The sequence below is a fragment of the Cutibacterium sp. LaCa_286 genome (assembly GCF_057198075.1).
Window position 1 is genome coordinate 2,083,862 of record NZ_CP191091.1, and the last position, 21,406, is coordinate 2,105,267.

11 protein-coding genes and 1 pseudogene are annotated in these 21,406 nt (G+C 63.6%); 8 read left to right on the forward strand and 4 right to left on the reverse strand.

The window, feature by feature from the left end:
* Positions 1-377: 377 nt before the first annotated feature.
* Positions 378-1,847, reverse strand: a complete 1,470-nt coding sequence (locus tag ACP8JZ_RS09045; RefSeq protein ID WP_484482450.1) for an amino acid permease — start codon at positions 1,845-1,847, stop codon at positions 378-380.
* A 364-nt stretch (positions 1,848-2,211) separates the two neighbouring features.
* Between ACP8JZ_RS09045 and ACP8JZ_RS09050 the strand changes: the two genes are divergently transcribed.
* Together ACP8JZ_RS09050 and ACP8JZ_RS09055 are read left to right on the forward strand one after the other, a co-directional pair.
* The gene (locus tag ACP8JZ_RS09050; protein WP_323458669.1) at positions 2,212-3,345 is read left to right on the forward strand and encodes a metallophosphoesterase family protein; all 1,134 of its coding nucleotides are present in this window, start codon (positions 2,212-2,214) and stop codon (positions 3,343-3,345) included.
* Positions 3,346-3,532: 187 nt separating this feature from the next.
* Positions 3,533-6,298, forward strand: a complete 2,766-nt coding sequence (locus tag ACP8JZ_RS09055; protein WP_484482451.1) for an AAA family ATPase — start codon at positions 3,533-3,535, stop codon at positions 6,296-6,298.
* A 336-nt stretch (positions 6,299-6,634) separates the two neighbouring features.
* Here ACP8JZ_RS09055 and ACP8JZ_RS09060 read toward each other — a convergent pair whose 3' ends face one another.
* Complete coding sequence (locus ACP8JZ_RS09060) at positions 6,635-7,969, reverse strand: MATE family efflux transporter (RefSeq protein WP_306516684.1); 1,335 nt, start codon at positions 7,967-7,969, stop codon at positions 6,635-6,637.
* A gap of 155 nt (positions 7,970-8,124) precedes the next feature.
* Here ACP8JZ_RS09060 and ACP8JZ_RS09065 point away from each other — a divergent pair, with 155 nt between their 5' ends.
* From ACP8JZ_RS09065 to ACP8JZ_RS09080, 4 genes are all read left to right on the forward strand, one after another.
* Positions 8,125-9,132, forward strand: coding sequence for an aminotransferase class IV (locus ACP8JZ_RS09065; RefSeq protein ID WP_306516713.1), 1,008 nt, complete (start codon positions 8,125-8,127; stop codon positions 9,130-9,132).
* Positions 9,133-9,383: 251 nt separating this feature from the next.
* Complete coding sequence (locus tag ACP8JZ_RS09070) at positions 9,384-10,352, forward strand: PfkB family carbohydrate kinase (RefSeq protein ID WP_306516685.1); 969 nt, start codon at positions 9,384-9,386, stop codon at positions 10,350-10,352.
* Between the two features lie 903 nt (positions 10,353-11,255).
* Entirely contained in the window at positions 11,256-12,188 is a 933-nt protein-coding gene (locus tag ACP8JZ_RS09075; protein WP_306516686.1) for a carbohydrate kinase family protein, read from the forward strand.
* A 493-nt stretch (positions 12,189-12,681) separates the two neighbouring features.
* A complete protein-coding gene (locus ACP8JZ_RS09080) occupies positions 12,682-14,850 on the forward strand; it encodes an NAD(+) synthase (RefSeq protein WP_484482842.1) in 2,169 nt (722 codons plus the stop codon).
* A gap of 397 nt (positions 14,851-15,247) precedes the next feature.
* On the opposite strand, the gene ACP8JZ_RS09085 is transcribed toward ACP8JZ_RS09080, so the two are convergent.
* Positions 15,248-15,631 carry a hypothetical protein gene (locus ACP8JZ_RS09085; RefSeq protein WP_484482452.1) on the reverse strand — a complete coding sequence of 128 codons (384 nt, stop codon included), beginning with the start codon at positions 15,629-15,631 and terminating at the stop codon, positions 15,248-15,250.
* 1,011 nt (positions 15,632-16,642) lie between these two features.
* Here ACP8JZ_RS09085 and ACP8JZ_RS09090 point away from each other — a divergent pair.
* Positions 16,643-18,937: a 6-phosphofructokinase gene (locus ACP8JZ_RS09090; protein ID WP_371415831.1), complete on the forward strand. Its 2,295-nt coding sequence runs from the start codon at positions 16,643-16,645 to the stop codon at positions 18,935-18,937.
* Between the two features lie 43 nt (positions 18,938-18,980).
* Here the strand turns inward: ACP8JZ_RS09090 and ACP8JZ_RS09095 are convergent.
* Positions 18,981-19,984, reverse strand: a pseudogene (locus ACP8JZ_RS09095) (Lrp/AsnC family transcriptional regulator).
* Positions 19,985-20,265: 281 nt separating this feature from the next.
* On the opposite strand from ACP8JZ_RS09095, the gene ord reads away from it, so the two are divergent.
* Positions 20,266-21,309 carry a 2,4-diaminopentanoate dehydrogenase gene (gene ord, locus ACP8JZ_RS09100; RefSeq protein ID WP_484482453.1) on the forward strand — a complete coding sequence of 348 codons (1,044 nt, stop codon included), beginning with the start codon at positions 20,266-20,268 and terminating at the stop codon, positions 21,307-21,309.
* Positions 21,310-21,406 lie beyond the last annotated feature (97 nt).

The following is a 21,406-nucleotide window of genomic DNA, read 5'->3' on the forward strand; positions in this document are numbered from 1 at the left end:
CACCGTCGCCATTCAGCACGACCTGACCAGCCGGTGTCCCGTGGTGGAGGATGGGCTGGCCTCGGACAGATCGCCTGTTCATCGCCAGAGCCCCGCTGAGCGACGTGTGCATGATGGCCGGGTCCCAGGCATCGACGGCTGCTGCACGACATGGGCATGGGAGAGTGCGCATCGGCGAGCCACGATGAGCTCATCCTCGGGGTTGCCGCGCTGCTGCCCCGTAAAAAAGGGAACCAAGGGCGTCCTGTGCAGGACACGCGGGGAAGGGGATCGCCCCCCCAAAATCTGCATTGACGAGATCGGCGCACCGTGAACGCTGAGTGGGCCGCGACCATTCCCGGCCACGACCCACTGCCTCAGCTACGCGTCCGCTGGACTCACCGGTGGTCTGCAGTCACCGTCGGCTCCACGGTTGCATCCAAGCCCACTGAAGACTCGGAGTTATCTGCCTGGTCCGCGGTCACGGATGTTTCTGAGCTCACCATTGCCTTCCGGCGCACGTGCACCCTGCCAATGAGGTAGATCACGAGAGTCAGGGCGAAGGTGGACAGCAACTGCTGACGCAACCCGTCAGCCGTCATCCCGAGGACGACGATCCCCAGGACGACCAGGGCCGAGACGATCGGCACCCACGGGTAGCCCCACAGCCGCAGTGGCAGGTGTTCACCGGCGGCATCCGCACGACGTCGCAGAATGAACTGTGAGGCGATCGTCGAGGTGTAGGTGACGATGATCGTCGCCCCGACCAGGGTGAGCAGCACGTCGAGCACCTTGTCACCCCAGATGTAAGTGCACACCACAGAGGCGAGACCGACGCTCACCGAGGCGAGGATCGCGGCGACCGGCACCGAGCGGGTCCTCGATGCCGTCAACGCGCGGGGAGCCAGACCACGATCGGCCAGGGAGCCCAGCATGCGAGCCGCACCGTAGAGGTTGGCGTTGAGACTCGACAACAGGGCCAGGACGATGACGACTCCCATGATCTCGGCGGCCACCGGGATCCCGGCATGGTTGAGCACGGCCACGAATGACGACTTGGCCAGGGCAGGATCGTCCCAGGGCAGCACGACGACCATGATGGCCACCGAGCCCATGTAGAACAGCAGGATGCGCCAGATGATGGTGCGCACCGCACGTCCCACGTTGCGAGCCGGATCCTCGGTCTCGGCGGCGGCAACGGCCATGATCTCAATACCGCCAAAGGCGAAGACGACGATGAGCAGGGCCGATGTCAGTCCACTCATGCCGTTGGGCAGGAAACCACCGTGGTGGATGACGTTGCTCAGCCCCGGGGCTGGTGCCTTCGTCAGCCCGAGGATCATGAGCACTCCTACGACGAGGAAGACGACCACCGCCGCAACCTTGATGAGGGAGAACCAGAACTCGAACTCGCCGAACCGGTCCACGCCCAACAGGTTGATGCCGGTGAGGGCCACCAGGAAGATCAGCGACATGAGCCAGGTCGGGGCCACTGGCCACATGGCGTACAACACGGAGGCGGCCGCCGTGGCCTCGGCTGCCACGACGACGACGAGCTGGATCCACCAGACCCATCCGACGGCGAAGCCCACCGCCGGGCCCATCGCTCGCTCGGCATAGACGGAAAACGCCCCGGAGTCCGGGTGGGCCGCCACCATCTCGCCAAGCATGTACATGATGGCAATGACGAGCAACCCGGAGATCACATAAGCGATCAGCACCGCCGGGCCGGCTGCTGCCACGCCCTTTCCTGACCCGACGAACAAGCCGGTGCCGATGGCACTGCCAAGGCTCATCATGACGAGCTGGCGGCCCTTCATCTTGGGTGCTGTAGCGGACTCGTTGGCCTCACTGATGGAGTGAGTCATCTGAATGCTCCTCAAGGTGTATTCCGGTTGGGCGATCCTAATGAACCCCTCGTACCTCGGACAACGAGATCTCACAGCGTGAGAAAATTGGCCTCGATATCACCACGCGCCACGCCGCAGTTGTGCAGCGGTGACAATGATGAGGCCACACCACCCCAGCCTTCTGGTGGATCTCCCAGGGCCTTGCTGTACCCCAATCGGCCGAAACGCTCAGACCCCCTTGGGTTGAAACCACATCAACCAAGTTGGGGCTCCAGCCCACCCGTCAACTTCGTTTCGGCTGCCTCCGTCAAAAAGTGTCTCACCCCTGTCATAAGCTCTGAGCTGTTCAATCCTTCACGGCAGGATCCCTGAGAGGACGACGATGACCCGTTTTCTGCACACCTCCGACTGGCAGCTGGGGCAGGTGCGCCACTATCTGTCGCCACGCAATGACGGCGACGATCCCCAAGCGCGTTTCACCCAGGCACGTATCGATGCAATCCGCACCATTGGTGGACTCGCCCGGCAGCGTGAGTGTGAGTTCGTCGTCGTGGCCGGCGACGTCTTCGAGACGCAGAATGTCTCCACCACCATCGTGGCCAGATCTCTCAAGGCCATCGAGTCCATCGGGCTGCCGGTGTACCTGCTGCCGGGAAACCACGACTCCCTGGAGCCGGGAAACATCTGGGAGCGCATCACCTTGCCGTCCAACGCCACACTGCTGAACAACACCGATCCCATCCGGGTGGCGGATGGCGTCGAGATCATCGGGGTGCCGCTGCTGGCCAGGCACCAGAGCACCGACCCCCTGGCTCCGGTCGTCAAGGCCCTGCCCGACGACGGCACGACCCGTATCATCGTGGGGCACGGTCAGCTGGAGGGGCTCAGTGGCAACACGTCTGAGGCGCTCCTCGCCCGTGAACCCCTCCTGGCCGCCATCGAGCGATCGGCAGTGGGCTACGTCGCCTTGGGGGACCGCCACATCGCCTGGCCACCAGACGATCCGCATGGTCCCATTCGCTACAGCGGCACCCAGGAGACGACGAGTTTCAACGAGCCTGGTCGGGGAACCGCCGTCGTCGTCGATCTCGACGAACATGGCGCCACCGCCGAAACCGTGGAGGTCGGCACTTGGCTGCACACTCGGATCAGCATGGATCTCAGCACCGACGAAGACCTGGAAACGTTGCGCGAGAAACTCGCGGCCTTCACCGAGCCTGATCGCACCATCGTGCGTTACGACCTGCACGGCTCGGTGTCGCTGCAGCAGAAGATTCGACTGTCCGAGATCCTGGACGATGCCGAGACCCAGTTCGCGAGCCTGGAACCCAGCGACAACCGCAATGACCTCACCGTCGTGCCCGACGACGTCGACTTCACCGATCTGGACCTGCCGGCGTGGGGCCAGCAAGGGGCTGAGGAGCTCACCGCCATGTCCATGAACCAGGCCCTGTCGCAGGAAGAACGTGACTGCGCCGCCAACGCCTTGAGCCTGCTCTACCGGCTAGCACACTGACCAGGCACGCGAGCACTCACCCCACTGCTCCGTCCGACCCACCTGGTCCTTCCTGACACGAACCATCCCAACATTTCCAGCACTGGGAACCCCCACTCCGCCTCATGTTCCCAGCCCACGCAACACCCTTCGCACCATCCCACCTCACCAATCCCACGTCAGTCCATCCATCGCGCCAGGAGACGTCATGAAACTGCATCGCATCCACATCGAGAACTACAAGGGCGTCACCGAGCAGACCCTGCACGTCCCCGACACCGGGTTGGTGGTGGTGTCTGGCCCCAACGAGGTGGGCAAGACCTCCCTCATCGAGGCCCTCGGCCTGGTCTTCAACACCAGGAACAAGCACACGGCCAAGAAGCAGGCGATCAAGGACGCCCAGCCAGTCGGCCAACACGTACCGGTGATCGTCGAGGCGGAATTCAGCATCGGTGAACATCGAGTGGTCCACACCAAGCAGTTCCTCGTGAGCCCCAAGGCGGTTCTGACGTATGTCGACGGTCCTCGTACCGGAGACTCGTTCACCGGCGACGATGCCATTGGCGAGATGGAACGGCTCATCTCGGGGATGGACGACACCTTGTGGACGGCACTGCAGGTGCTGCAGACCGGCGGCAGGTCCGAGCTGACGCTGGACTCCTCGGAGTCACTACGCGCCGCCTTGGACGCCCGCAGCGGGGCCACTGACACCCGGCGGGACGACCACGGGCTGTTCGACCTCGTCAAGGAGGAGTTCCAGACCTACTGGACTGCCACCGGCAGGCCCATTCGCTCCCGCAACGACCAGTGTGGACAGCGAGATGACCTCAAGGCACAGCTGACCGGCGTCGAAGAGACTCTGAAGCAGGCTGATCTGCTCGTCACCGAACTTGGCGAGTTGGACGAGGAGCTCGCCGAACTGCGCAGACACCAGGCCAAGGCACGTGAGGAACTGAAGGAGGCCAATGATCAACAGGAAGGTCTGAGACAACTCAAGGACATCGTCGAACGAACCGCCCAGGACGAGCTCAACGCCAAGCTGATCCTCACCGAAGCCACCTCAACCGCCAAACAGCGCACCGAACTGCTCAGCGAGTTGGTCAGTCTGGATGAACGCATTGCTGGCTCGGCAACCGATGTGAAGCAGGCCGAGGAGCTGCACCACGCGGTGAGCCAGGAGCTGGAGCAGACGAAGTCCACGATGACCAAGGCCAGAAGCACACGTGACAAGGCCCGTGACGCGGTGACCAAGGCAGAAGACCTACGCACCCTGCTGTCGCAGGCCTCGAAGCTCGCTCAGCTGCGCAGACGTCGTGAACGCGTTGCAGCACTCAACGAGCAGATCGTCGAACTCACTCGTGAGGTCAACGATCACCCCATCACCAAGAGGCAGCTGGGACAGCTGCGCAAGGACGAGCAGAAGGCCCGGGATGCCCATGCCCAGGTGGGTCTGGCGAGCCCGGTGCTCACGGCTGAGGAACTGACCGAGGATGCGCCGGAGTTGTTGCTCGACGGCGAACCGGTGGAGTCGGGAGGACATTACCAGATCGACCAGGCCGTCCAGCTGCAGGTGGGGTCGTCGTGGAAAATGTCACTCACCCCACACGCCGAGCTGGAAACCCTGCGCAAGGATGCCGAAAAGTATGACACGCAGCTGGCCAATCGGTTGGCCGACCTGCATGTGGAGTCCGTCTCGGCGGCTGAGGATCGCTGCCAGGCCCAGCAAATCGCTGCTTCCCGACTCAAGGAACGAACCGCCCAACGCGACGAATTGTTGGACGGCGAGAGCATGGACACCTTGGACGCCACCATCGAGCAGATGAGCGACCAGGTCGCATCGCTACGTGAGAGCACCAGCCCCACTGCAACACTCGATGAGGGTTCACGTCCCAGTCAGCCGGCCGACAGCGGAGACGACACTGGTGCCGCCGACACCCCTGCACCTGATTCGCCGACCACCACCGGCAGCGAGGCATCATGCGCCGACCTTCCCGACCCCGACGCCCAGGTGCAGGCGGCGAAAGCCGAGCTGGCCACGGCGGAGGGCCAGGTGGCCGAGCTGGAGGCTCAGCTCAACGCGATCCGGGAGCGTCTGGATCAGGCCCGCGAGCGCATGGTCGCTGCAACGACAACGATGACCGGCGACCAGACCAGACGTGCCGAACTCGCCGAGAAGCTCCACCTGGCCCGTGAGCAGGCAAGTGACGACGACATCCAAGCCCAGGAGGAGCAGGCGCGAGCAGCTCACAGGCAGGCTGCCGAGGCATTGGACCGGGCCAGGAAGGACCTTGCGGACCGCCACCCTGAGCAGATGGACCAGGACGTGACCGACGCGCAGAATCGGCTGACCAATGTGAGTGCGCGACTGACGGAGAAGCAGTCACGCCAGTCGTCACTGCGAGGTCAGCTCACAGGTATGGGGCGTGAGCAGCTGCAGGACGAGGCAGATCGTACCCACACCAGGATTCACCATCTCGACAGGCAGATCAGAAGTGTGGACCAACGGGCCGAGGCCGCCAAACTCCTGGCTGAGACAATGTTCAACGCTCGTCGTGAGCAGGACAGGGTCTATCACGAGCCGCTGACCCGTGCGATCAACCAGATCGGTACCGCGATCTACCATGACGGTTTCTCGGTGCGCATCGACGAGGAGCTGCGAATCAGCGGACGGCTCCTGGACGGTCAGGGACTGGGCACCGGTCAACTCTCATCAGGGGCTCGGGAACAGCTGGGGCTCATCGTGCGACTGGCAGTGGCCAATCTCGTCGACCCCGGTGACGGGGTGCCGCTCATCCTGGACGACGCGTTGGTGTACTCCGACCAGCGCCGTGCTCGTCGGATCATCCAGCAGATGGCGGCTGGGGCCACGAACTGCCAGATCATCGTCCTCACCTGTGACCCGGAACGCTACGACACACTCGATACCAGCGACGGCATCACGACGGTGAGTCTGGAACCGATCCGAGGGGTGTGAGTGTGCTGAGAGACGCGAGCAGATGGGTTCACCACCCGAGCTACCACTGGCGGTGGTGAAGCTGGGCCAGTGGTAGTGAAGCTGGGCCAGTGGTGGTGGGTTCCGGGAGTCAGTGTGAGCAAGCTGAGCAGTGCGAGCAGCCCGAGGCCCATCGCTGCACCGGATACGGACGACGCAGACACAGTGCTCCCGAATCGCTGTCTGGCAGGGTCTGGTGGCGAGTCAGGAGACGACATCCCTGCACAGCCCCAGTCTGCAATGGCCGGACAGGAGAGGCACGCTGCCGGGAGGATTACGGCGGTTCCATCCCCGTCCCGGTCGTGGCAACGCCCCGTTTCACGCCCCCAGCCGCATCCAAGTGTCTCCCCGAGCACGCCACCACAGCAGCAACCCGCGCACTGCCATGAATCCGGCCCAGGCCACCCACAGCCACACCACAGCCATGGACCCGCTGGGCTGCGCCAGGTAGACGCCGATGATCATTGGCAGGTACGCCAGCAGCATGACCACCTGTGCTCCAGACAGCCACTTGCCGTCGCCAGCACCGATGAGCACCCCGTCCAGCACGAAGACGGGGCCGCTGAGCGGCTGCAGGAGGGCGACGACGAGCAACCCGGCAGCGATGGCGAGGCGCACGTCATCCTGCGTGCTGAATGCCAGGGGCAACAGGCGATGGATGGCGACCAGCACCACACCCATGCCCACACCGACCCACGCTCCCCAGCGCGCCATGATGGCGGTGAGCTTGCGGGCCCGCTGCCCGTCCTCAGCGCCCAACGCCTCGCCGGTGAGGGCCTGCCCGGCGATCCCGAGGGCGTCCAGGGCCATGGACAGGAAGTTCCACACCGTGAGGCTCACCTGGTAGGAGGCCATCTCGACGTCCCCGAGTCGAGCCGCGACCCACGTCGTCGCCATCATGGCGCCGCGCAGCGCAAGGGTTCGGATGAGCAGTGGTACTCCGTCGCGCATGGATCCGGCCACTCCCGCCGGGTGAAATCCCAGACTGAGCCCGACACCGCGTGTGCGGATGATGAACACCCACACCAGCCCGACGGCCAGCCCCACCTGACAGATCAACGTCGCCGCAGCCGATCCGCGAATTCCCCAGCCCAGTCCGAGCACCAGGACGAGGTCGAGCACCAGGTTCACCGAGAAGGCGATGACGGTGGCCACCAGCGGGGTGCGAGTGTCCTGGAACCCGCGCAACACCCCAGTGACGGCCATGGTGGCGAGCATGGCAGGCACTCCCCATCCGGCGATCTGCAGGTACTGGGCAGCGAACTGGGCGGTCTGTCCCTGAGCGCCGAAGAGCCGGGCTGTCGGCACGTCGAGGATGACGATGAGCAGAGCCACGACGATTCCGATGAGCAGCGAGAGCCACAGCCCGTCCACTCCTGCAGTGGCGGCCCCGGCCCGATCCCCAGCACCCATCCGGCGCGACGAGGTCGCCGTCGTCGCATAGGCCAGGAAGACGAACAGCCCGGTGGCCGTGAGCAGCGCCGTGCTGGCAACACCGAGGCCGGCCAGCTGCGAGGTGCCCACGTGTCCGACGACGGCCGAGTCGGCCATGAGGAACAGTGGCTCGGCCACCAGGGACAGGAAGGCCGGGATCGCGAGATTGAGAATCAACCTGTTGAGGGATTTTCGGTCGTCGATCGCTGTGTTCTGCACGACGGCGAGCTTACGTCCCCGTGACGCACGAGGCATGTGCACGCTACTCGTCAAGCATGTATGAGGTGAGGATCATGGGACGTGTCTCACATGTACCGCCCCGCACGCCGACCCGCTACCCTGAACTCATGTCTGATGAACTGCTCGTGGCCGTCATGGGTACCGGGATCGTCGCAGCTGACGACCCCGTTCTCACCGCCGACGACCTTGGTCTCACCCGCGGCGACGGAGTCTTCGACGCCACCCGCGTCGTCACCGCCGACGACGGCACCTCCCGCATCGACAACCTGTCGGCCCATCTGAGCCGATTCGCCCGCTCCATCGCCGGAGTCAATGGCGCAGCACCCGATCTCGAGGCGTGGACTGCGCTCATCAACGAGCTCGTCACCGCCTGGCGACGACCGGGCGAGGCTGTGCTCAAGGTGATGTACACCAACGGCCCCGAGACGCGCCGGGTACACAGCGCAACCGGTGAGCAGACGAGCAACTTCACCGGCCGCACAGGTGCAGCCCAGAATCAGAGGGATGCCGGAACAGCCCGCAATGACGCCCAGAACCCACCGGGGGAAACTGGGGACCACCCGAACGGGGCAGTTGCACAGACGGGGCCGGTCACCCAGCTCGCCACCATCGCCCCGCTGCCCGCCCATACAATCGCCGAACGCACCGGGATCTCGGTGATCACTGCGTGCCGGGGATTCACCAGCGATGCCTTCGCCGGCGCTCCGTGGCTGCTGGGCGGCGTCAAGACCCTCTCCTACGCCGTCAACGTCGCAGCCTGTCGGCACGCCGCCGCCCACGGCGCTGACGACGTCATCTTCACTTCCAGTGACGGTTTCCTGCTCGAAGGGCCCACCTCAGGGCTACTGGTCGAGAAGGACGGCCGGCTGTGGACCACCCCGACCGGAGCCACCGGCATCCTGCGCTCCATCACCGTGGAACAGGTGCTGGAAGCCGCCGATGCCCGAGACATTCCCACCTCGTCACGCCTCATGCGCCCCGAGGAACTCCTGGAGTCCCAAGGAGTCTGGCTGGCATCCTCGGGACGCGGGGTCGTCCCGGTACTGCGAGTGGACGGCCACGAGCTCGCCACCGATGAGCAGCTGACTGAACAGATGCGTCTCTGGTGCGGATTCACCGAGACACCAGCGAAGTCGGACTGAACAAAACAAGTCATCCTCGAGGGAGGATCCCCACATCCTCGGCAAGGGCCCGACAGGGAGAGGACATTTTCCGAGACGCCGCACCAGAGTCCCGCTTCGAACAGCCACGCCAGAGCCCCGCCTGAATACGGGTGCATCTTTCGAGCGCGATGCTCCCACAGCACCCCCAGGAGAGCGGATCTCCTGACGCACTCGCCCAGCACCTCGTTTCACACGAACGCATTCCACGATCCAGACAAAGAAGACACTCCATGACCCACACACCTCGACTCATCCACACCGGTCAAGCTCTGGTGGACGTGCTCGTCGACGTACCGCACCTTCCCCGACGGGGTGGAAACGTCATGGCCACCTCATACACCCGCCATGCCGGCGGGGCTGTGAACATCCTTGTCGCAGCCGCGCGATCCGGTGGCCAGGCCGTGCATGCCGGAGCGATCGGCACCGGACCCAATGGAGATCTCATCTCGACCACCCTGGCCGAGGAAGGGGTCGCCATGAGCGCAGCTCGAGTACCCGACGCCGACACCGGGGTGTGTCTGGTGCTGCTGGACCCTTCTGCCGAACGCACCTTCATCACTACCACTGGAGCTGAACGGGCCGTCAGCATCGATTCGTTCGGTACCAGCAGTCCCCGACCCGGCGACATGGTGTGCGTCACCGGCTACTCTCTGGCACTACCCGCCACGCGAGATCCCCTGCTGGCCTGGCTGGACACCCTGCCCGCCGGGGTGGGCGTCGTCCTGGATCCCGGGGCTGTCTTCGCCGAGCTGGACGAGTCGGTACGCACCCACATGATTGACCACACGACGGTGTGGACCGGCAACGCCGAGGAATCTGCTGCTCTGGGCGGGGTGGGCGACATGGTCGGCTCCCTGCACGCCTGCGCAGAACGACTACATCCCGGTACCGCCGTCATCACCCGCGACGGCCCGGCAGGATGTGCGGTGCTGGCTGATGGATCGGCCCGCGAGATCCCCGGCTTTCCCCAGCAGGCGGTGGACACCAATGGTGCAGGCGACGTCCATACCGGCGCCATGATCGCAGCCAGATTGGCTGGCCTCAACTGGCACGAAGCTGCTCGATGGGGCAATGCAGCCGCAGCGATCAAAGTCACTCGGCGCGGGCCAATCGCAGCTCCGAACACCGCGGAAATACAGCGTTTGCTGGACTCCTGGAGCCAGAGGTGCACAGAGCAGGATCCCGTCGTCCGCTCATGAGAGAACCTCGGAAAATCGAGCGTCAGCCGACTCACCACATGCCGGTCGCGCCCCCCGTTTCACAACCGCTCCTGCGTCGTATTGGCAGTCGTCCCTGCGTCGTAGCGGCTCGTGAACCCAGCTCATGGAAGCCGCTGCGAAAAGTACCCGGCTCATGAAGACCGTTACGAAAAATGTCACCACACAGCACAACGGATCGTCACATCGCCTGGACCCAACGTGGCGTGACAAAAATTGTCACCGACTCTCGGCTCAGTTCACGACAGCGTCTGCACCTCAGCTCGGATCATGACGGACCTGCGCCTCACGAGAGTGTCCGCACCTCGCGCAGCGCCAGCCCCGTGGCTTGAGTGACGAAAATTGTCACCTCCGGGCACAGGAAGTCATCACACTGCCGTCGCCTCTTGCAAGATGACAGAAATGTCAGCTCCGACTGCCACACCCTGCAACCCACACGAGACACTCCACCCACGTGGCGGGCGACGTGCTGCGCACCCGACCACCCTGCTCTCACACGCGACGCACCCCGCCACGGTGTCCGACGTCCACACTTTTCACATGCCTGCTGCTCCCAACATCACCATTGGTCCAGTCCCGAGGCAGCTTGTCATCCCCGGAAGCCTCACCACTGACGAATCCTCTCAAGACAAAATCCCCGGTAATGCACAAAATTCCCGGTAGCGCCGCCCAACAAGCAGTGGGGTGCCCTCCCCGCCTCCCGGATGTCAAAAATCGCAATCACACAAGTCGCCCCCACCGCGAGCGCTCAGGAGCCTCCAAGAGCCAGTGAGCTGACGATTGTCCACACCACAGCAGGTACGGTAGGTTTCCCAGCACTGGCACAATGTGCGGTGTTGCCGATCGGCTGGAGCTGGTGCATCACTGAAGCTCAAGGAGGAGCACATGACGGAAACGGCTTTCATCGTGGGGGAATCCCTGGTGGACGTTGTCGCTCCTCCCCCGCCTGGCCCAACCACTGAACATCCAGGTGGTTCACCACTCAACGTCGCGGTGGGGCTGACCCGGCTCGGTCGTCGAACACAGCTGGCCACCCGATTCGCCGACGACAATCATGGCCAGATCGTGCGCGATCACGTCGAGAGCAACGGCATTCAGCTGTGCCCGAGTTCCGATGAAGCGCTCACCACGGCGACCGCCACCGCCCGACTGGCGTCTGATGGGCAGGCCAGCTATCACTTCGACCTCACCTGGGATCTACCGCGTCTGGACATCCCAGACGAAGCCATCGTTGTGCACACCGGGTCGATCGCCTCGTGGACGGCACCTGGCCGTGACCACGTTCGTGACGTCATGGGCCGCGCCAAAGAACAAGCCACCGTCACCTACGACCCCAATGTGCGCCCCGACCTGCTGGACGATCCTGAATCCGCCCGCCCCCTCATCGAGAGCTGCGTAAGCAGAGCCGATGTCGTCAAGGCCTCCGACGAGGATCTGCACTGGCTGCACCCTGGCGATGACCTGCGTACCATTGCCCGCCACTGGCTGGATCTTGGACCGAGCCTGATGGTCATCACCTGTGGCGGATCGGGAATTCTCGCTCTCACCGATCGCGGGCTGAGCCTGAGCATCCCGTCCCACCCGGCCAAGGTCGTCGACACCGTCGGGGCCGGGGACTCATTCATGTCCGGCCTTCTCGACGGCCTGTGGAGTGCAGAACTGCTGGGGGTCGAGCATCGCGATGACTTGGCTGCCATCGACGGGGCCACGCTGAGACGCATCCTCACCCGCTGTGCACACATCGGAGCGATCACCGTGAGCAGGGCTGGGGCGAATCCACCCACCCTTGCCGATCTGGGCGAAGATGCTCGGAACTGAGAGAGTGCGCGCAGCGGTGTCCGGGTGAATTCTCGCGAGTGCCCTGGCCTGCTCAGGGGTCGTGGGGACGCCACTTCCCGTCACAATAGCTGCGCAGGGAACCATTCCCGTCATGCGGGGGATTGCGGGGGACTGCCTTTCGCTCCCGGACCAGTATCGGAAAGACACGTTGCCGCACGAGGGTCGGTCGATCCGTACCCAACTCCAACTTCATGGATCGGCCAGTGCCCAAGTCACTGAATCCTCTGAGCCATGTAGAGGGGTTGGAAGGTCACTGGGGATCATGGTGTCTCGGAAAGCTCACAGCTGATCCGTCACGAGAGCTGCGCAGACGTCACCTTCCGTACAACCGCGCTATCAGCTTGACCACTCGTCTCAGCCAAGTCGTCCCCCTGCATGGTTGGCCGCGGTCTGCGAGACTGGCAGAGTGAACGGCAATTTCCACTCCAGCTACGACCAGGGGTTCGCTCGCGTCGCCGCCTGCACCTCCACCGTGCACGTCGCCGATCCGGCCGCCAATGTCACCGAGATCATGGACACAGTCACCAAACTTTCCGCCGAATCGGTGGCCATCGCCGTGTTCCCCGAATTGTGCCTCACTGGTTACCAGATCGACGATCTCTTCCTGCAGGACGCTGTACTCGATTCCGCCCTTGAAGCCATCGAAGCCTTGCGCCAAGCCTCCACCGATGTGTTTCCCGTGATCGTGGTCGGTGCTCCGCTGCGCCGCGGCAACCGACTGTACAACTGCGCAGTCGTCGTCCATCGTGGCCGCGTACTCGGCGTGGTGCCGAAGAGCTATCTCCCCAACTATCGGGAGTTCTACGAAAAACGTCACTTCGCGGCGGGGGCAGGCACCACAGGGACGATCAACCTCGCCCATCGACAGAAATGTCACCCTACCCCCGGAGCAATCTCCGCGAACGCACCGTCGGTGAACACACCACTGGGCGCTCTTCCCGTCAGCACCTCCGCCGACGCACCCTCGACCAGCAACTCAGCAACTGGCATCTCCCCAGCTGGCACCTCGTCCACGAGTGCCACTGACTCCGCCGCCACTGCGGTTCCCTTCGGCACCGACCTGCTCTTCCAAGCCGTTGACCTACCCGATCTCACCTTCCACGTCGAGGTGTGCGAGGACCTCTGGGTGCCGGTTGCGCCCTCGTCACGAGCGGCTCTCGCTGGCTCGACGGTTGAGGTCAACCTGTCGGGGTCGCCCATCACGGTCGGGAGATCCCGGCAACGTCACGACCTGTGCAAGGTGACCTCGGCCAAGAATCTGCAGGCCTACGTCTACGCCGCGGCTGGGGCGGGCGAGTCGAGCACCGATCTGTCGTGGGACGGCCAGACCATGATCTACGAGAACGGGGCGCTGCTCGCCACGACTGAACGTTTCTCCCGCCAACCCGGCTACTGCATCGCCGACGTCGACCTCGACCTGCTACGTCAGGAGAGACTGCGTCAGGGATCCTTCGACGACAATGCCCTCACCCAACCTGCCGGAACCCTGGAGCAACCCGCCGGGGGGCAGTGGCGCGTCACCACCTTCACCCTCGACCCACCGCACGACGACATCGGGCTACGCCGTGAGGTCGATCGGTTCCCCTTCGTACCCAACGACCCCGCCCAGCTCGCCCAGGACTGCTACGAGGCCTACAACATCCAGGTGTATGGCCTTGTCAAACGCATGGAATCGATTGGTTCGCCAAAAATCGTCATCGGTGTGTCCGGAGGTCTGGACTCCACCCACGCCCTGCTCGTCGCAGCCAGAGCGATGGACGTACTGGGTCGTCCACGCAGCGACATCCTCGCCTACACCATGCCCGGTTTCGCCACCACCGACCACACGAAGAACAACGCCCTGGCCCTGTGTCAGGCCCTTGACGTGCCTTGCAAGATCACCGACATCCGCCCCGCCTGCACGGCGATGCTCAAGGAGATGGGGCACCCGGCTGGCGATGGCGAGCCGGTCTATGACGTCACCTTCGAGAATGTCCAGGCCGGAATGCGCTATGACTACCTGTTCCGCATCGCCAACCAGCACGGAGGCATCGTGCTGGGCACCGGCGATCTCTCCGAACTTGCCCTGGGTTGGTGCACCTTCGGGGTCGGTGACCAGATGAGCCATTACGGGGTCAACACCGGGGTGCCCAAAACCCTCATTCAGCATCTCATCAGGTGGTGCATTTCGTCAGGACAGTTCGATACAGACACCAATGAGGTGCTGGAGTCGGTCCTGACGACAGAAATCTCACCCGAGCTCGTCCCGGCCCGCCCCGGTGAGCAGATCCAGTCCACCCAAGCCAAGATCGGCCCCTACGAGCTGCAGGACTTCACCCTGTACCACCTGCTGCGCCACGGCATGCGTCCCAGTCGAATCGCATTCCTGTCACATCACGCCTGGCGAGACGCCGAAAGCGGTTCGTGGCCACCCGGATTCCGAGCCGAGGACCGGAACAGTTATGACCTGGTTGCGGTCAAGGGATGGATGCAGTTGTTCCTGCGCCGATTCGTCGGTAACCAGTTCAAACGGTCCACGCTGCCCAACGGCCCCAAGGTGGTTTCCGGCGGCTCCTTGAGTCCACGCGGGGACTGGCGAATGCCCTCCGATGCCTCGGCGGCCGCCTGGCTGGCAGATGTGGACAGCGTCCCGGAACAGTGAACGATCCAAGGCGCGGAGTGATCAAGCCTGGGGCGATGGAGTTCGATCCCGTGGGGTGAGTGATCCGAGACAGTAACGAGATCGGGCGGTGGCCCGAACACACTCGCCCCTCACAAAACCTCCGCCCCTACCGCGACCCTCCTCACCGCACCGCAACCCTGACGAAAAATCCCGCCAGGGCCAGACTGTTGGCACAGCTGTGCCCCCACCCGTCCCCGAGTGACAGATGTGGAGTCAGCACCACTACGGACGGACTTCTGCCGCAGCACTTTGTGTGCATGCTACCGGCGAGAAGCTTTCCACACGTATCAGATCAGCACTGTGTCCGGTGACGAAAATCGTCACCGGACACAGATTCCAGAAATTTCACAGACCGCTCACATGGCAAAAAGGAGTTTCACTTCTTCTTGTCGAGGCTCAGCGGCAAGGTGAGCAACCCGACGACGATGACGAAGCCCAGAACGACGTGCACCCACTTGACTGGGTGTCCCATCTCGCCCAGGGCGAACTGGATGATCAACAGCACGGCCATGCCAAGAGCGTGTCCCATGACACCAGCCGGTCCACCACGTCGTTTCCACATCACAGCTGTGACGGCGGCGACGATGCTCGAAACCAGAGTGAGGTACCCGAAGCCTTCATGCACCTCGCCAAGATGTATCCCGGCAAGCATGCACACAGCGAGGATGGTCTGAACGATGATTGACACGACGGCAATCCACGCAGACCAGCGCAGAGCAGAAGGTACTTGGGTTGGGCTTGGACTTGGGCTATTACTCATGATCCCACTCTAGGTGACCCTGACCACCAGCCTCGGTTTCCCACCATCATCAGGCCCACCATCATCAGGTACGTGGTTGGCGTGCTGCTCCACAGCGATCCATTGCATTCGGACATCCAGCAGTACTGACTAACCCGGTGACCACTGCACCTTTCAGCCATTGACAAAATCATCGCCAGGCGCGTCCCACCATCACCGGATTGCACTTACCTCTGCTCGCCTGACAAAAATGTGCACCAGCACGTGCATATGTCACTGACGGCTCTCGCCCGACCACCCATACCTGCCAAAGCCAACCACCACACTGGCTTTGCACAGCGCGTCTCCCTCAGCTCCCAACCCAACCCCACCTTTCTGACATCGGTGTGCCCCCTGCGAGCCAGACCTGACATTTTTGTTCACGAGGATCGCCAGTTGCTCATGGGGCCACCAGACTCTCCCCCTCGCTCGATGCACATTCTCATCTTCAGTCCGGCCTCTCAGCCTTCGGCGTGTCTCCCGCAACAGAACTGACACTTTTCTCACTGCAAAACCACGGATCTCGCCGCACGCATTCGGCTTTCGGCCGGATCATCGACACCACGCTAACTCTTCGACTCATTGGCCCCGCGCTGCTCGATCCCCGTGCTGTGCATTTCTGTCTCTTGCCCCGAGCTCCTGCCCCAGATGTATCTTGCAGCCTCCCGGCATGACACTTTTTGATGCCCAGGCCCTCTGCACGTGTCTCCGAGAATTAGAAACGTGCACCGCCACGTGAGCTCGCCACCAGGTAGTGCCCGAAGACCCTGGCGGTGCAGGATTTTGAGTTGGATCCAGTTGACCGCAGAACACGGCGATCTCAGCAGCTGCCCAGCTGGGGCCAGCCTCAACAGAACGTCATAGGGCAGCGCCAGGAGGAATCCCTGCAATCATCCCGCTGAGTGCTCCCCCCTGGACAGGCGAACGCTTGCACATCCTCTTCCTGCCGAATTTCGCCTCCTGGACATGCTCTGTCCACCTGGGCGTAGCAAGATGGCAGATGTGACAGACAGCGACACCGTAACCCCTGACCTTCCCCCCTCCCCAGCAGTCCGCATCGGCATTCTCACCAGCGGTGGGGACGCCCAGGGCATGAATGCCGCCGTGCGTTCCGTGGTGCGTTCGGCCTTGTCAGCAGGCGCTGAGGTGTTCGCCATCCTGGAGGGGTACCAGGGCATGATCGACGGCGGTGACGGCATCCGCGAGATGAGCTGGGACGACGTCGGCTCGATTCTGCACCGCGGCGGCACTGTCATCGGCACCTATCGCAGCGCCGAGATGCGGGAGCGCGCCGGTCGCCTCAAGGCGGTGCACCACCTGTTGGAGCGCGGTATCGACCGGCTCATCGTCATCGGCGGGGACGGGTCGCTGACCGGCCTCAACCTGCTACGAACCGAGTGGCCAGGTCTGCTCGATGAACTCGTCGGCTCCGGTCAGATCACCCAGCAGACCGCCGAGGAGCATCCCAACCTCATGATTGCCGGGCTGGTGGGGTCCATCGACAACGACCTCGTCGGCTCCGACATGACGATCGGTGCCGACACCGCTCTGCACCACATCGTCTCGGCAATCGACGACCTCTCCTCCACCGCAGCAAGCCATCAGCGATCCTTCGTCGTGGAGGTCATGGGTCGTCACTGCGGATATCTGGCCCTCATGGCTGCGGTGGCCGGTGGCGCCGACTACGTGCTGGTCCCCGAAATGCCGCCGGCTCCAGGCTGGGAGGAACGCATGTGTGCCGAGCTGCGTCGGGGGCGACAGGCTGGCCGACGCGACTCGATCGTCGTCGTCGCCGAGGGTGCCACCGACCGCGAGGGCAACCCGATCCGCTCCGACTACGTGCGCGAGGTCCTCACCGACCGACTCGGCGAGGACACCCGGGTGACGATCTTGGGCCACGTGCAGCGTGGTGGCAAACCGTCGGCCTACGACCGGTGGGCGTCGACCCTGCAGGGGTACCACGCCGTCCACGAGCTGCTCACCGCCACCCCGGACTCCCCCGGCCGAGTCATCGGGACCTGCGGCAACCGAATCCGCCGCCTCGACCTCATGACGGCGGTGCACGACACCCAGCAGGTGCCGGTGCTCATCAAGGAGGGTCGCTACGACGAGGCCATGGCCATGCGTGGCAGCTCATTCACCGAGATGGACGCCGTCTTCACCGAGTTGTCCGAGCCAGCCCGCACCGCCGCCGAGCTCAGTGGCGGTCCGGACTCCAAACGCATCGCCATCATGCATGCCGGCGGACCAGCCCCCGGTATGAACACGGCCGCCCAAGCCCTTGCCAGGTTGGGAATTTCGCGGGGCCACACCATGCTGGGCATTCGTAACGGATTCGTCGGCCTGGCCAAGGGAGACATCGGAGAGCTCACCTGGGAGGACGTTGAAGGATGGACCGGTGAGGGCGGGGCCGAGCTCGGCACTCGCCGCGAGATGCCCGGCACCGGTGAGCTGTACGCCATCAGTCGAGCCCTTGAGGACGCTCGGGTCGATGGACTCATCGTCGTCGGTGGCTACGCCGCCTACGACACCGTCCACTGCATGACCACCGAGCGGGACCGCTACCCTGCCTTCCACATTCCGACAGTGTGCCTGCCCGCATCGATCGACAACAATCTGCCCGGCTCGGAGTTCTCCATCGGCGCCGACACCGCACTCAACGTCATCGTCGACGCCATGGACAAGATCAAGGAGTCCGGTATCGCGTCCCGGCGCTGCTTCGTCGTGGAGACGATGGGCAAGACCTGCGGCTATCTGGCTCTCATGTCGGGGATTGCCGCAGGAGCCGAACGGATCTACCTCAATGAGGAGGGCATCAGCCTGGACGATCTCGCCCACGACGTGCACTGGCTGCGCGAATCGTTCGGCAACGGTCGACGAATCTTCCTGGCAGTGCGCAACGAGACAGCCTCGCAGAACTACACCACCGACTTCATCGCGAAGGTCCTGGAGGAGGAGTCCCACGGCATGTACGACGTGCGTCAGGTGGTTCTGGGGCACATCCAGCAGGGTGGCTCACCTTCCCCGTTCGACCGGCTGCTCGCCACACAGTTCTCCTACCATGCCCTCAACCTGCTTGACGAGCTGCTCGCCACCGGTCGGGACGACGCCTGCTGCATCGGGCTGAGCGAGGGCGAGATCCAGTCGAACAACATGTTGCTCATGCCATCCCTGGTGGACGTCGGCACGCGTCGACCTCGCGAGCAGTGGTGGTTGCACCTGCGCAAGGTGGCTCACGCCGTTTCCGACGAGGTTCGCCAGCCTCCGAACCCATCTCAATCTTCCTGACAGGCGATGATCCGTGGGGAGCCGTAACCGGCCGTGAAGATGATCAGGCCTCCACTGACTCCTTGAGCAGCGGAGGGCAGACGAGGTTGCCAGTGCATCGCCCGGCACGAACGAGCATCCAGCCCATCGACTTGTGGCTGCGTAATGCACGATCGTCTCGGTGGGTGCCAGGCCGGGAATGGCCTTGGCAGTCTCCGCCTCGATCTTCGCTATGGAGCCATGATGGGGAACCCGGAAGTTGACCCGTAGATTGTCGCTTCCCGTCACCCACAGGCAGGAGCGCAGCGAGGGGTGCTGTTTGAGCAGTTCGAGCACCCGCACCTTGTGGTTGAAGGCCACGGTCGCCATCCAGGTGCACTCCATCGTCCAGTTGCCCAATTCGGGAGCCACATCACAGCGCATGAGGATCTGGCGACTCGCCAACACCTTCTGCAGGTGTCGACGCAAGGTACTGGTGGGCACATCGAGTTGACGTGCCAGATCGCTGGCACTGGCGCGACCGTCCTTGGCGAGCAGCGTCACGAGTTGCTGATCGAGCTCGTCATTGGGCAGGGCCCACAGTTCTCGAGTTTGATGAGGCTGGGCACGTTCGGCTTCGGTGAGGTTCAGCCCGTTGACCCGCCACGATTCAGTACCGATCGCCACCGCAGTCACCACGGCACTGCGCGAGTTGTACACCCCGGGAATGCTGCCGATCCAGTCGATGACGAGGTCGGAGAGGGTGGGCAGGTCGGGAGCGACGATGGTGAGAACGAGGTCACGACGCCCGGTCGTCTCATCGACGGAGACCACCATGGAGTGGGCACACAAGGTGGCGATGGCACTGGGCAGGGACTCGGTTCGTCAGTCCACCTCAACGATGGCCGTGAGGTGGCGGTCAAGATTGGGGAACGTCGTCACCCACACCAGCCCCTCATCGGCCAGTCGCTGCCATCTGTGGGCTGCCGTCGTCGGTGAGATGTCCAGGAGACGCCCGGCCCTGGCCCAGGAGATCCTCGGATCCATCTGAACCAGATGGGCCAGATGACGGTCAAGCTGTTCGTACACGTCGATCACTCTCCGGGCTGAGAACATTTTCAACAGAGCTACTTCGTCGTGGAATCATCGTGCATCCTCACTCGATGTTTTGGGAAGAGAATCGCGACATCCTCCCCGGCACCACCAGCGGTGGGAAGCTCTCACCAATGGTTCGCTCAACGTTGACGAACCAAGGGTACGCAACAGGTAATGCCGACCAGGACAGCGTAGTCACAGGTGAATCGCGAGTCCGCGCCGCACCCAGCTGCGATGACCCTCAACAGGACGAAAGTACCGCAGCAGGAGGAAAGATGAATTCCAACAAGAAGATTCGCGTCGTTCAGTGGGGGCTGGGAGCGATGGGTCGCGGCATGGCCCAACTCATCACCACCAAGGAAGGACTGGAGCTCGTCGGAGCCATTGACGTCAACCCTGCTCTGGACGGCAAGGACGTCGGTGAGGTGCTCGGCGTCGATCCTCTCGACGTGAAGGTCACCACCGATCCCAGCTCCATCCTCGACTCGAGCAAGGTTGACGTCGTCACCATCGCCACCACTTCGTGGGTCAAGAACCAGATCGACGACCTCAGCACCATTCTGTCGGCCGGCGTCAACGTCGTGAGCATCGCCGAGGAGATGTCGGCACCAGAGGCCCAGAACCCCGAACTCGCCGAGAAACTCGACGACCTGGCCAAGGCCAACGATGTCTCGATCGTTGGCGTGGGCGTCAATCCCGGATTCGTCCTGGACCACCTTGTCGTAGCCCTCACCTCCGGGTCCCAGCAGGTCACCAAGGTCGAGGCGAGGCGCGTCAACGACCTTGCCCCCTACGGTGAGACGGTGCTGCGCACCCAGGGCGTCGGCACCACTCTGGAGGAGTTCGAGGCCGGTGTTGCCGACGGTTCCATCGTCGGACACGTCGGCTTCCCCGAGTCGGTACGCCTCATCAGCGACGCCCTGGGACTGGGAGTGGACTGCATCGAACAACACGTGGAGCCGATCATCGCCAAGGTGGCCCGTCAGGCCCGCGATCGCGTCATCGAACCCGGACGAGTGGCTGGTTGCAACCACACCGCCGTGGGCCGCCGCGGCGACGAGGAGGTCATCAGACTCATCCACCCCCAGCAGGTGGATCCCGGAGCCGAGGGTACTGAGACCGGCGATTACTTCACCATCAGTGGTGTGCCGGAGATCTCCATGTGCATCCAGCCCGAGATCGCTGGTGGCAAGGCCACCGCAGGTATCTGCGTCAACACGATTCCACGCATCTTCGCCGCGACGCCAGGACTCAAACGAGTCATCGACCTGCCTTCACCGAGCGCACTCATGGGTCCTTCTGCCTACGAGAGGCGCTGACGGTTCCCCGGCGCACCACGAACAAGGCGTCAGGAGAACGCCCGCGAACCTCCGGGATCCAACGATCCGGCTGGGTGACTTCCCGCCACCGCGAGGT

Bases quoted from the DNA above. Each gene is read 5' to 3' on its own strand.
- ACP8JZ_RS09045 (WP_484482450.1), bottom strand. From the start codon at position 1,847: ATGACTCACTCCATCAGTGAGGCCAACGAGTCCGCTACAGCACCCAAG.
- ACP8JZ_RS09050 (WP_323458669.1), top strand. From the start codon at position 2,212: ATGACCCGTTTTCTGCACACCTCCGACTGGCAGCTGGGGCAGGTGCGC.
- ACP8JZ_RS09055 (WP_484482451.1), top strand. From the start codon at position 3,533: ATGAAACTGCATCGCATCCACATCGAGAACTACAAGGGCGTCACCGAG.
- ACP8JZ_RS09065 (WP_306516713.1), top strand. From the start codon at position 8,125: ATGGGTACCGGGATCGTCGCAGCTGACGACCCCGTTCTCACCGCCGAC.
- ACP8JZ_RS09070 (WP_306516685.1), top strand. From the start codon at position 9,384: ATGACCCACACACCTCGACTCATCCACACCGGTCAAGCTCTGGTGGAC.
- ACP8JZ_RS09075 (WP_306516686.1), top strand. From the start codon at position 11,256: ATGACGGAAACGGCTTTCATCGTGGGGGAATCCCTGGTGGACGTTGTC.
- ACP8JZ_RS09085 (WP_484482452.1), bottom strand. From the start codon at position 15,631: ATGAGTAATAGCCCAAGTCCAAGCCCAACCCAAGTACCTTCTGCTCTG.
- ACP8JZ_RS09090 (WP_371415831.1), top strand. From the start codon at position 16,643: ATGGCAGATGTGACAGACAGCGACACCGTAACCCCTGACCTTCCCCCC.
- ord (WP_484482453.1), top strand. From the start codon at position 20,266: ATGAATTCCAACAAGAAGATTCGCGTCGTTCAGTGGGGGCTGGGAGCG.